Origin of the sequence: Limnohabitans sp. G3-2 (assembly GCF_002778275.1) — a bacterium.
Classification (GTDB): Bacteria; Pseudomonadota; Gammaproteobacteria; order Burkholderiales; family Burkholderiaceae_C; genus Limnohabitans_A.
Genome location: NZ_NESG01000001.1, coordinates 247572 through 261403, shown reverse-complemented (window position 1 = coordinate 261403; position 13832 = coordinate 247572). Strand labels below are relative to the sequence as shown.

Annotated in this window: 4 protein-coding genes (1 of these 4 only partly in view); 3 read left to right on the top strand and 1 reads right to left on the bottom strand. The window is 61.0% G+C overall.

Annotated elements, in window-relative coordinates; genetic code table 11:
* Positions 1-3: 3 nt before the first annotated feature.
* Positions 4-687, bottom strand: coding sequence for a response regulator transcription factor (locus tag B9Z31_RS01185; protein ID WP_100117925.1), 684 nt, complete (start codon positions 685-687; stop codon positions 4-6).
* Between the two features lie 300 nt (positions 688-987).
* Here B9Z31_RS01185 and B9Z31_RS01180 point away from each other — a divergent pair, with 300 nt between their 5' ends.
* The 3 genes in view from B9Z31_RS01180 to B9Z31_RS01170 are tightly spaced (each overlapping or abutting the next) and all read left to right on the top strand, a layout consistent with a single transcriptional unit that may run on beyond the window.
* Complete coding sequence (locus B9Z31_RS01180; RefSeq protein WP_158235638.1) at positions 988-1380, top strand: hypothetical protein; 393 nt, start codon at positions 988-990, stop codon at positions 1378-1380.
* On the top strand, positions 1380-3092 hold the full coding sequence (locus B9Z31_RS01175) for a ShlB/FhaC/HecB family hemolysin secretion/activation protein (RefSeq protein WP_100117736.1): 1713 nt from the start codon (positions 1380-1382) through the stop codon (positions 3090-3092). The genes B9Z31_RS01180 and B9Z31_RS01175 overlap by 1 nt, the downstream gene beginning before the upstream one ends.
* Positions 3092-13832, top strand: the start of a protein-coding gene (locus B9Z31_RS01170) for an autotransporter-associated beta strand repeat-containing protein (protein ID WP_100117735.1). The gene runs 14639 nt beyond the window's last position; 10741 of the gene's 25380 nt are visible here — the first part of the coding sequence; its start codon is at positions 3092-3094; its stop codon lies beyond the right edge, outside the window. Before B9Z31_RS01175 ends, B9Z31_RS01170 begins: the two co-directional genes overlap by 1 nt.

Below are 13832 nucleotides of genomic sequence, written 5' to 3'. Positions count from 1 at the left end.
GTTTCAAACACCTTTGTTCATGCGATAGCCCACTCCGCGAACGGAATCAATCGGTAAGTCTGCCAGGGTGTTTTGATGGCGGGTCAGTTTGCGCTTGATCCTTTGTATGCAGACGTCCACCACATTGGTGTTGGGGTCGAAGTCGATTTCCCAGACATGCAACAAGATTTGTTTCCTTGAAAAAATATGTCCGGGGGAGCGCATCAAAAGCTCCAGAACGCTGAACTCCCGCTGGCTCAAGGTGGCGTTGAGGCCCTGCCAATGGGCTTGCCGACTGATCCTGTCAAGGCGCAACTCACCCACCACCAAGCTTTGGTCGATGATGCCCTCTCTGTTGGCCAGCGCGGCTCGAACACGGGCCACCACTTCTTCTACGTAAAAGGGCTTGGGGATGTAATCACAAGCGCCCAATTCGAACCCCAACAAGCGGTCGTTCAAATCCCCTTTGGCACTCAAGATGAGTGTCGGTGTGGCTTGAGATCTTTCTCGCAAGCGCTTGAGCAACTCCAGCCCATCCAACCCGGGGAGCATCAGGTCCAGGACAAGCAGGTCATAAAGACCTGTGGTGGCCTTCTCTAAGCCGCTCAAGCCATTGTCGGTGTGGTCCACATCAAAGCCAGCCTGTCGCAAAGCGTGGATGACCAATGCGCTGATTTGTGCATCGTCTTCAACCAACAGTATTTTCATCTTGACCAGGCCTCCGTCGCCAACACCCAACGTTTGCCATGCTTGCCGGCTCAGTGCTTTGATTTTATAGAGCGGTTGGCATGTTCAATTATTTGAGAAAAATGACAATGTCGTCATCAATATGTCGATTTGGACATTAATTGATTTTTTTTGATTTTCATCAATTAGCATCTTTCAAACAGGGTTGGGCTGCTGATCTTTCATGGTTTTTTGGACAGCATCACGGGCGCCCCGCTGGCGTTAAAAGACTCTTTTTGCACTCTTTTGGTGCGCTTCATGAATCGACAAAAGGTGAAACAGATGACGGAAAAAGTCACGCCGAGCGAGCCAAACCAGGCCAGCACTCTGGAAACAGACCCGGCACAGAAATCTTCCTCGCCTCAAGAGGGCCATCCCATCACAGGGCGTGGTGTGTTTGTGGTTCAAATCGTCAGCGGTGGCGTTGCCGTGCGATCGGGCATGTTGGTCGATGGTGACAAATTGATCGAGATGCCCGCCATTTTTCCGGATGTCCATTACGCCATGGCTCAAATCGATGAGCTGAAAAACTTGGTGGCCCGTCATTTCGCCGAAGCGGCGCAATTGGGTGCCCAAATGATTGCGGCCCAAGCGCAAATGCATTCGCCATCGGGAGCCGTCGCAAAGGATCAATCAACGCAAGTGGATGCGCCTTCAGTGGCGGTGAATGCCTGATGAAAGACTTGGCAGTGAAGCCCATTGGCCTGGCCGTTCTCGGACTGTGCCTGGCTTGGACGCCTTGGCTTTGGGCGCAGTCCGCCCCCAACTTGTCGCCCGACGCGGGCTCCATCCAACGAGACATCCAGAAGTCGATACAGCCCAAACCACCTGTGCAGACCCAGCCCATTGCAATTCCATCGGCCCCGGTGGGGGACTCAGGGGGGCTCAAGTTCAAGGTTCGGCGCTTTGACGTGCAAGGCGGTCAAGTTCTGGACAAGAAAGCCGTGGATGCTGTTTTGGCCCAGTGGTTGGACCGTGAGCTGGATTTGACCGAGCTTCGCCGCGTGGTTCCTGCGCTGGAGGAGGCTTATCAACAGCAAGGCTGGTTGGCTCAGGTGAGTTTGCCACCGCAAGACATCGAAGAGGGTGTGGTGCGCTTGGTCGTGTCTGAGGGCTTGATGGGGGTGCTTGAAATCGTGGACCGCGCTTCATTGTCGATTTCTGCCGATCGCATTGAAAAAACCTTTGGCCAAGCTTATGCCACAGGCACACCCTTGAATTTGCGGGTGCTTGAAGGGGCCTTGAACGTGGTCCAAGCGTTGCCGGGTGTGAACGCCAGTGCGGCCCTCAAAGCCGGCAGTACACCCAATACCACCGATGTGGTGGCCACGATAGAGTCAACACCCGCTTGGGATGGGTCGGGATTGCTGGACAACTGGGGCCATGCCCGCACCGGCGCCAACCGTGCCAGCCTCAACGCCAATTGGAACAACCCCAGCGCGCATGGCGACCAGTTGTCGACCAACCTCATGGCGACGCAGGCGGTGAGATACGGGCGTTTGGCCTACAGCTTGCCTGTGGGCTACAGCGGTTCCCGCATTGGGCTTTCCCATTCGAACATGCGCTACCACTTGCTGGGGGGCGTCAACGACCCCGTGGTTTCCGGCATTGCCCGCACCGATGGTCTCGACTGGAGTCGTCCCTTGTTCTATTCCCGCTCGATGCGGGTGGCGGCATCGGCCCAGTTCAACCGTTCACGTTATGCCGACACCACCAATGGCTTTGAGTCCCAACGCCAAGTCCAATCGGGTGTCTTGGGCTTGTCCGGTGAATGGACATCGGTCAACAAATCCAGCGTTTTTTGGCGGATGAACTGGACCCATGGCGATGTCGATCTGTCGGCCAATCCATCCAACCAGACCGACGATGCGCAAGGGCTTCAAACACAGGGGCGGTACCACAAACTCACGGGCAACCTCACCTTGGCTCAGGTGATGGAGAGTGGCCAGCAATGGTGGCTCACCCTGAATGGCCAGCGCAGTTTCAAAAACCTGGACTCTTCAGAACGCATGTCTTTGGGCGGCGCCCAAGGGGTCAGGGCCTATCCCAGTTCAGAAGGCTCGGGCGATGAGGCCGTCACGGCCAGCTTGGAGTGGCGCATTCCATTCGGTGAAGGTTTGCAGTGGCAGGTGTTTTACGACTGGGGAACGGTGCGCATCAGCAAGCGTCCTGCCGTTGAAAATTTGCCAACGCCCAACCGCTACAGCTTGAGCGGCTGGGGTGCTGGCCTCAATTACCAGTTGAGCCCTTCCACCGTCCTCAAAGCCATGGCCGCTCGCCGCATTGGCGGCAATCCGGGTGCGCGCTTGTCGGAGACGGGCATGGTCGAAAACGACAGCTCGAGCCAAAAAAGCCGTTACTGGATCAACTTGGTTCACAGCTTCTGATGACCCACCCCTACCGCCTCGTCTGGAACAAAGCCCATGCTTGCTGGGTGGCGGTCAGCGAGTGCGCGCGCAGTTGCGGCACTTTGGGCTCTTCGGTGAGCCGGGTCATCCGCCGCCATCCGCAACCCCAGGCGCATGAATGGTTTGGCCTTTCGCCGCCAGCAGGGCCGCCACTGTCTCAACCGGCTCCGCTGGCTTTGGGCATGCTGGTGGCTTTGGCGATCTTGATCCCCTCATGGGGTGAGGCGGGCGAAGTTGCCCCCAGCACATTGCCCAAGGGGCCGTCGGTGGCGGCCGGTTTGGCGGCGATCCATCAAACGGGCGCCAGCATGACGGTCCAGCAAACGAGCAACGCGGCCGTCATCAACTGGCGCAGTTTTGACATCGGCTCGGCCGCTTCGGTGCGGTTCGAGCAGCCCAGCGCCACATCCAGTGTGCTCAACCGGGTGGCGGCCGGTAGCGAGTCGCAAATCATGGGCAAGCTCAGCGCCAATGGGCAGGTTTTCTTGCTCAACCCCAGTGGCGTGGTGTTTGGCGCAACGGGTCAAGTCGATGTGCGTGGTCTGGTGGCCAGCACCATGCGCATGAGCGATCAAGACTTCATGAGTGGCCAGTACCGCTTAGAGGGCGGCCAGGGCGCGGTGATCAACCAAGGGCAGTTGACGGCGCTGGAGGGGGGCATGATTGCTCTGCTGGCACCCGAGGTGCGCAACGAGGGCATCATCCGGGCCAAGCTGGGCAAGGTGATGCTGGCCGCCGGCGAGGCGGCCAGCATCACCCTGACCAACACCGCCAGTGGCGTGGGTGTGGTGGTGGACCAAGGTGCCATCGCCGCCCTGGTGGAGAACAAGGGTTTGGTCAGTTCCGAAGACGGCACGGTGTTCATGAGCGCCCGTGCCGCCGGTGCTTTGGCGCGAGCGGTGATCAAGAATTCAGGCCGCGTGGAGGCCAGCAGCGCCACCCGCGTGGGTGGTGTGATTCGGCTCGATGCCGGCCCCCAAGGCCAAGTGGAAGTCTCTGGCAAATTGGATGCATCATCGTCTGCTGGGCCAGGCGGTCAGGTGCTCATCACCGGCAACGCCATCGCGCTCCAGCCAGGTGCCAGCATTTCAGCCACCGGTGCAACGGGGGGCGGTGAAGTGCTGGTGGGCGGGAGTCGACAAGGGCAAGGCGACTTGCTGCAAGCCCAAACCGTCAGCGTGGCGTCGGGTGCAGCCATCGATGTCTCGGCCACAGGTCGTGGCGATGGCGGCACGGCCATTGTGTGGAGCAAGCTGAGCGACGGTTCAACCACTTTCAACGGCACCATCCTGGCCAACGCAGGCCCCCAAGGTGGCGAGGGCGGTTTTGTAGAAACTTCGGGTGCTCAACTCACTGTGGGCACAGACGCCGTGGTGCGCACCACCTCTGCGCGGGGACAAGCGGGCACGTGGTTGCTCGATCCTTACGACGTCACCATCAGTGACACCGCTGCCCTCCATGGTGACCCTTATGGCAACCCCTACAGCGCCAACGCAGACAGCAGCGTGATTCGTGCCAGCAGCATTGTGGCGGCCTTGGATGCGGGCAGCAACGTCACCATCACCACCGGCACTTCCGGCAGCCAGAGCGGCAACATCGACGTTGAAAGCAACATCATCAAGTCCAGCGGTGCAGCCACCACGCTCACGTTGACGGCGGCCAACCAGATTCAAGTCAATGCCGGCGTGACCATTGGCAGCACCGGAGATGCGCTGCATCTGGACCTCAACACCAGTGGCTCCAGCGGTACGCGCAAGTTCGAGGGTGTGTTCAGCGGAGCGGGCAGCTTGACCAAGAGCGGTGCGGGTACGGTGGTACTGACAGGGGCCAACACCTACACCGGCGGCACCACCGTGAGCGCGGGCACGGTCTCGCTGGGCGCTTCGTCTGCCTTGCCTTCCGGCGGCGACCTGACGATTCTGGGCGGCGCGACCGTCAATGCCGCCTGGACTTCGAGTGCCAGTGCTGTGCTCGGAAGTCTGACTTTGGGCGGGACTGGCGCGAGCGGGGGCACCCTGGCCGGCAGCGGCGTGGCCGACGGCAACCTCGGCCACTTCAAGCTCTCAGGCAATTTGAATGTATTGGGTACCAGCGCCTCCACGATCTCTGCCGATGTGCGCATTGGAGACAATGCCACCAAAACATTTGACATTGCCAGCACCGGCGATGCGTCAGGCAATGATTTGTTGATTTCGGGCAAGCTGGGTCACCACAACGGCACCGCTTGGGGCTATATGACCAAAGCCGGTCTAGGTACCCTCAGGATCACCGGTACTTTGGAGTTGGGGGGCCTCACCGTGTCGGCCGGAAAGTTGGCTCTGGAGGGGGCCAGCGGCGTGGGCATGCTTGGCTGGGTGGGTGGGCCGGTGGCCATGACCAACAATGCAAACGTCGAAATCAAGGTAGACGGCTCCAGCACGGCCAGCCTGCTGTATGCCATTCAAGGCAGCGGCACCCTCACCAAGCTGGGCACAGGCACGGCGGTGCTGGCCGCCAGCAATACCTACAGCGGCGCCACCGTTGTGAGTGAGGGCACGCTGGCTATGAGTCATGCCGCAGGTTTGGGTTCAACCACAGCAGGGGTCAGCGTGGCCAGTGGCGCCACGCTGGACTTGCGCGGCGTGGCTGTGGCCGCTGAGGAGGTCACCTTGCAAGGCGGCACCCTCGCCGCATCGACCGGCAGCAGTACGCTGTCCGGCGCCGTGAGTTTGGCAGCGAGCAGCAGCGTGAGCGTGGCAGGCACGGCACTGACGCTGACTGGGGTGGTGTCAGGCGTTGGCTACGGATTAAATAAAACCGGTGCGGGCACCCTCACGCTCAGCGGCACCAACACCTACAGCGGTGGGACCACCCTGAGCGGCGGTACGCTCGCGCTGGGTTCGGCTGAGGCTTTGGGCAGCAGCGGCAGCATCAGCTTCGCTGGCGGAACGCTGCGGCATGAGGCCAGCTACACCACGGACTACTCTGCCCGCTTTGACAATACGGTCGGTCAGGCTTATGCCATTGACACCAATGGCCAAGACGTCACGCTGGCCAGCGCGCTCAGCAGCAGCGGCGGAACGCTCACCAAGCTGGGCACGGGAACGCTCACGCTGACCGGCAGCAACACCTACACAGGCGGCACCACCATCAGCCTGGGCAGCTTGCAGCTGGGCGCGGGTGGTGCCAGCGGCAGCATCATCGGAGATGTGCTCAACAACGCGGCGCTGGTGGCGAACCGGACAGGCGCCATCACCCTCAGCGGCGTCATCAGCGGCAGCGGTAGCTTGACCCAGTCCGGCACTGGCGCTTTGACCCTGAGTGGCAACAACACTTACAGCGGTGCGACCACCGTCACCAGCGGCAGCCTGATCGCGGCTCATGCGTCTGCCCTGGGCAGCACTGCAGCGGGCACCACCGTGACGAGCGGTGCTGTGCTTGAAATCAACAATGTGGCCATTGGCGCAGAGACTCTGAGCCTTGCCGGTTCCGGCGCGGCGAGCACCGGTGCTTTGCTCGCAAGCGGCGCGGGCGCGGCGCTGGGTGGGGTCGTCACCTTGACCGCCGATGCCACCGTGGGGGGCACTGGCAGCCTGGCGCTGTTGGGTGATATCTCAGGGGCCTTCGCGCTGAGCAAAGCCGGCAGCGGTACCCTGACCCTCTCAGGCACCAACACCTACAGTGGCACCACGACGGTGAGCGCGGGCACACTGGCCTTGGCAAGTGTCAGTGCCATTGACAACACTGGCGCAGTCATCCTGGATACATTGGGCGCGAATTTGACGCTGAGCGTTGACAAAACAGTGGGCTCATTGGTCGGTGTCACCGGCACTACTGTGACCTTGGGTAGCCACACCCTGACAGTAGGCGACGCGAACAACACAGTATTTGCCGGGGCCATCGGCGGTACCGGTGGATTGACCAAAGCCGGTGTGGGCACGCTGACCCTGTCGGGCACCAACACCTACACCGGCACCACGACGGTGAGCGCAGGCTCGCTGGCCTTGGCGGGTGGCAGCGCCATGGCCAACACGGGCGCTGTGAACTTGGATACATCGGGCGCGAACATGACGCTCGGCGCCAATCAGACGATAGGCTCCTTGACAGGTGTCACCGGCACCACGGTGACCTTGGGCAGCCACACCTTGACCGCAGGCGATGCCAACAACACAACGTTTGCAGGAGAGCTAAGCGGTACCGGTGGTTTGACCAAAGCCGGTGCGGGCACGCTGACCCTGTCGGGCACCAACATCTTCTCTGGCGGCACGGCGCTCGCCGCAGGCACGTTGGCGCTGGGATCGACCGGGGCCCTGGGCAGCAGCGGCACCATCAGCTTTGCTGGCGGCACCTTGCAGCACTCAGGCAGCAACACGACCGATTATTCAGACCGCTTCAGCACCGCGATCAACCAAGCCTACAAAATCGACACCAACGGTCAAAACCTCACTTGGGCCACGGCGCTCATCAGCACGGGGGGCAGCTTGAGCAAGTCGGGCGCGGGCACGCTGACGCTCTCAGCTGCCAACACCTATGCGGGTGCGACCACGGTGAACGCGGGCACCTTGGCCTTGGGGGCAGCGGATCGGCTGAGTGCCAACAGCAGCTTGGTGGTGGCAGGCGGCACCTTCGATATGGGCGGCTTTGGCAACACCTTGGCGGGCGTGCAGCAAACGGGTGGCGTGATCGCCAACGGCACACTGAGCAGTACATCGCCCTTTGACATGCAGGCTGGAAGTGCCAGTGCGGTGCTGGCGGGTGCCGTGGGCTTGAACAAAACCGGTGCCGGTACCGTCACGCTCAGCGGCGCCAACACCTACAGCGGCACCACGACGGTGAGCGCAGGCACGCTGGCTTTGGCGGGGGGCAGTGCCATCGTCCAAAACGGCGCAGTGAACCTCGACACGGCAGGCGCGAACTTGGCGCTGAGCGCCAATGAAACCATAGGCGCCTTGAGCGGTGTGGCAGGAACGGCTGTGAGTTTGGGCAGTCACACGCTGACCGCAGGCAATGCGATCAGCACCGCATTTGCTGGCGATATAGGCGGCACCGGCGGATTGACCAAAGTGGGCGCAGGCACGCTGACGCTGTCTGGCACCAACACCTACACCGGCAGTACCACGGTGAATGCAGGCACGCTGGCCTTGGCGGGTGGCAGCGCCATCGCTGACACCGGTGCGGTGACCCTAGGGACTTCGGGTGTGAACTTGACGCTGACCGCCAGCGAAACAGTCGGCTCCTTGGTTGGCGTGACGGGCACCATCGTGACGCTGGGCAGCCACACCTTGACCGCAGGAGATGCGAGCAACACGACCTTTGCAGGCGCGATGGGCGGCACAGGTGGTCTGACCAAAGCCGGAACGGGCACGCTGACACTGTCGGGCACCAACACCTTCACTGGCACCACCACGGTGAGTGCGGGCACCCTGGTCTTGTCGGGGGCCAGTGCGATCCATGACACCGTTGCGGTCAACCTGACTGCAGCAGGTGCGAATTTCACCATCCAGGCCGATAAAACTTTGGGCTCACTGGCGGGTGTGGCAGGCACGAGCGTGAATTTGGGCAGCCACACACTGACCGCAGGCGATGCCAACAGCACCACATTCTCGGGGGCGATCGATGGTACCGGTGGTTTGACCAAGCAAGGCAGCGGCACGCTGACCTTGTCGGGTGCCAACACCTTCACCGGCACCACCACGGTGGGTGCCGGTACCCTGGCCTTGGGCGCAGCGGATCGATTGGCCAACACCAGTTCCTTGGTGGTCAGTGGTGGCAGCTTGGACCTGGGAGGCTTTGGCAACACGGTGGCGGGTGTGCAGCAAACCGGCGGCACGATGGTCAACGGAACCTTGACCAGCACGACAGACTTTGACCTGCAGGCTGGACTGGTCAGTGCCGCGTTGGCAGGTACTGTTGGCGTGGGCAAGACCACCAGCGGCACGGTCACGCTTTCAGGTGTGAACACCTACACAGGCCCAACCACCGTGAGCGCAGGCACCTTGGCCTTGGGCGCTGCCGATCGCTTGAACAGCGCCAGCAGTTTGGCGATTGCCGGTGGTACTTTCGACCTGGGTGGTTTCAGCAACACCTTGGCCAGTGTGCAGCAAACCGGCGGCACCATCGCCAACGGCAGCTTGACCAGCACCACAGCCTTTGACATGCAAGCAGGTTCTGTCAGTGCGGCGCTGGCTGGGACGGCGGGCTTGGATAAAACCACCATCGGCACGGTCACACTGTCTGGGGTCAACACCTACACCGGTGGCACCCGCCTGACGGAAGGCACATTGATTGCGGGTGTCGCGGCGAACGCTTTTGGGGCCTCCAGCTCGGACCTCATGGTCAATGGCGGCACTTTGAGTTTGGGGGCCTTCAATCAATCGGTGGCTGCGGTCAGCATAGGCAGCAGCGGCGGCAGCATCACCGCCAGCACCGGGGGGCTGACGGCGCAGAGTTTCACCTTCCACAACACCAGCGGCAACGACGCCACGGTGTCGGCCATTTTGGGCGGCACGGGTGTTTTGACCCAAGCCGGCTCAGGCACCACCACCCTGTCGGGCAGCAACACGTACACAGGCGGCACCACCCTCAGCGCCGGCACGCTGGCGCTGGGCTCGGCCGGGGCCATCGGCAGCAGCGGCACGGTGGCCTTTGGCGGCGGGACTTTGCAGGCCTTCGACACCACCGATTATTCCGCGCGCTTGAGCCAGGCGGCCAGCCAGGCCTACAAGATCAACACCAATGGCCAGAACATCACTTGGGCCACGGCACTGACCAGCGTCGGCGGCTCGCTGGCCAAGTCAGGCTTGGGCACGCTCACACTGACGGCCAACAACACCTTCAGTGGTGCAACGACGGTCAGTGCAGGCACTTTGCAATTGGGCAGTGGGGGTGCGTCTGGCGCGGTAGCGGGCAACATCGCCAACAATGCGGCCTTGGTGTTCAGCCGGTCCGACGACATGACGTATGCGGGCGTCATCAGTGGCTCGGGCACATTGAGCAAGTTGCAGAGCAACACGCTCACCTTGTCGGGTGCCCACAGCTATACAGGCAGCACCACCATCACCACAGGCACGCTGGCGGTGAGCGGTGGTCTTTCGAATTCCACGCAGCTCAGTGTGGCCAGCGGCGCGGTCTACCGCGTGGATGTCAGCGACACCATTGGCAGCATCGAAGGCGCGGGCAGCATCACCACAGGCGCTGGGAGTGGGACCATCACGCTGACCGCCAACATGGGCAGCAGCCTGATCAAGACCTTCGGCGGGGTGATCTCAGATGGTGCGACGGCCAGTTTGGCGTTGGTCAAATCAGGTGCAGGCAAGCTCACCCTGACGGGTGTCAACACCTACACGGGCGGAACCAGCCTGACGGCGGGGACCTTGACCCTGGGCAGCAGCGAAAGGCTGTCGAACTTCGGCGTTTTGAATGTCAGCGGGGGCACTTTCGCCCTGGGAGCGTTCAACCAAACCGTGGGCTCGCTCAACATCACGGGTGGTCAAGTCACCGGCACTGGGACTTTGACCAGCTCAAGTTATGTGATCAACACGCCCTTGGGCGACATCACCACCTTGGACACCCTGATCACTGGCGCCACCCAGATCAACAAAACCGGCGCAGGTTTGCTGATTTTGACCGGCAACAACACCTACACAGGCGGCACGGTGTTGACGGGCGGCACCCTGAATTTGGGCAGCGCCAATGCGATCAGCTCTTCAGGTCAGATCAACTTTGCAGGCGGCATCTTGCAATTCAGCGATGCCAACACCACCGACTACTCTGCGCGGTTCAGCACGGCCAACAACCAAGCTTACAAAATAGACACCAATGGCAAGGACATCAGCTTTGCTTCGGCCCTGAACAGCACCGCCAGCACATTCGATAAATATGGGGCAGGCACCCTGACCCTCACCAACGCTTCTCGATTTGCCAGCAACACGGTCGGTGCAAGCACCATCCAAGCCGGTACTTTGGCCCTGCGGGTGGCCCACCCCACAGCCATCGATGCCGCAGCCGTCTTCAGTGGTGCGGGTACTTTGGCGATTGAAAACAGCAACGCCAGCAGCGCCACAGGGTTCAGCAGTGCGGTCACGCTCAGCACCGCTTTGTTGTTCAACACGGGTGGCGCGTCTCTGGGCGGCTTGACCATTGGCCGAGCGGGCAACACGGCTGACTTGATTCTTGACGCATTGCCGGCGGGTCTGGGCGTGACGGGCAGTCAAGCGTATTACGGCGGCACCGTGACCATCCCCACAGGGGCCAACGCCAACATCGTGACCCGCAACAACGCGGGTGTGTTGACTTTGTCAGCGCAAACGGATGTGTCGATCTTGTCACCGATCAGGATCACGGGCTCGGGTGGCGTGGCCATTGAAACCAGTCAAAACGCAGCATCGGGTGGCACGGGCAACTACAGCTTGGGTGTCAGCGCGAGCGGTTTTTCAGGCAGTGTGACTTTTGTCAATCCGACGGCGGTAGACATCAATGGCCTCACGGTCGCCAACGAGACCTTCAGCACCCAAGACGGCAGCACCAGCAGCAATAAAAAAGCCTACACGCTGATCTCCAGCCTGACCGCGCTCAAAGACGCCAGCACCTCGGCCAACTTGGCCTTGACCGGCGACCTCAATGCCACCAGCTTTTTCATCACCAACGCCGATGCGTCCACCACGCGCTATGGCAACGTGATGTCGGGCACCTATTCGGGGACGTTTGCCGGATTGGGGCACACCATCACCGACATCACCTTGACCAAGGCCGATTGGTACACGGGCATCTTTGCGCAGACCAGCAATGCCACCCTGCGTGACCTGAAGGTGAACAACGCCAGCATTTTGGGCCGGCACCGGGCGGGGACTTTGATCGGTGGTGCCAGTGGAACCACCACCTTGCTGAACCTGTTGGTCACCAACAGCACTGTGGGCCTCCAAGCCGATGGTCACTATTGGACGGGTGGTTTGGTCGGCTATGTGGACGGCGGCACCATCAGCAACGCTTGGGTGATCAACACCCCGGTGTCTGGTTACCACCAAGTGGGCGGCTTGATCGGTCGCTCACAGTTGGTGGCCAACAACATCCACAACATCGGCAGCAACGTCTCCATCCTGCACAATTCCCATGTGGGTGGCTTGATCGGCAATGTGGATGCGCGTCACTCAGCCTTGTCCAATTCCAGTTCGACGGGCAACGTCACCAGCAACCACAATGAAGTGGGCGGACTGATCGGCGCGAGCTCGGCGCCCATCACCGCGTCCTATGTCACGGGGGCCGTGACCGGTTCAAGCTATGTGGGCGGGCTGGTGGGCCGCAGTCATGACGACGGCACCACATGGGCGAATGTGTACACCACGGGCCATGTCACGGGCGCAGACCAAGTGGGCGGTCTGATTGGTCGCAACGAGTACAACCTGACGCTCAATCTGGCACGCGCCTCTGGCACCGTGCTCAGCCACAGCTCCAATGCGGGGGGCCTGATTGGCTATCAGGTGTCGCGAACCCTGAATGTCACCAACAGCTATTTCAACGGCACCAGCGTCACAGCGGGCAACCACTATGCCGGTGGTTTGGTGGGCAACAGCAACGGCGCGGTGAACTTCAGCGATTCGCATGTCAACACCACCACCATCCAAGGCGGTGGCGAGCGCATAGGCGGGATGATCGGGACCACCAGTGAGCCTTCGAGCTTCACCAACGTGTATGTGTTGGCTGGCACGGTTCAAGGGGGCGGAGATTTGGTGGGCGGCTTGATTGGTTACTCCAACCAAACCACCAACGTGACCAACTCCTACGCCAACATCAACAAGGCAGGTGGCCTGGGCGTCAGGGGCAATGGTTTTGTCGGTGGACTGATTGGCCGATTTGGTGAGTACGGCAAAGTGGTGGACTCCCATTTCGCTGGGGCCATCACCGCCAATTACAACTATGGCGGACTGGTCGGCTACTTTGGCATTGGCCCTTACATCAGCAACAGCCATTACGACATCGACAACTCGAAGATCAATGGCGCGGCCACGGTCACCATCGGTGGTTTGTTCAGTGGTCAATACAGCACCTGGTTCAATGGCGGGCTGCGCAATGGCCTGAACAGCTGGGATGCGACCGCCGCGACCGCGGCATTTGGCGCTGCCGATGGCAACGGGTATTTTTCAATCGATCAGGCCGATCTGGCCAATTTGCTGGCTTTCCTCGGCAACAAAACCGATGGCTCGCCCACCGGCTTGAAATTCAAACTCAGCACCAACCTCGATTTCGCCAGTTCGGCAAGCCCACTCATTCCCTACATCCCTTACTTTGGCGGGACTGAATTCAAAGGCAACGGTTTTGTTGTCAACAACTTCTCCTGGAACAAGCCGACCAGCAACGTTGGCGTATTTGGTGCGGTGAAAAACGGACGCATTTTTGACTTCACCGTCAACAGTGCGCAATACACCGGGCAGTCCAACTCCACCAACGCCATCAATGGCCGTGACTATGTGGGCACGGTGATCGGGTCCATCGATGGAGGCCAAATTTTCAACACCCACGCGGTGCTCGGTGGCAGCACCAACGGCATCAACTATGTCGGTGGCGTGACCGGCAGTTTCCGATCCGGCCCCGTGGGCAACGTGACGTCAACACGGGCTTCCGGCCTGACTGTTTCTGACGCCAAGGTGGTGGGTTCTGAGAGCTATGTGGGCGGTGTCAGCGGGTATTTCTCGAATGCGGCGCTCAAAACGGTGACCAGCGAGCTGGATGTGCTGGGCAGCGGCG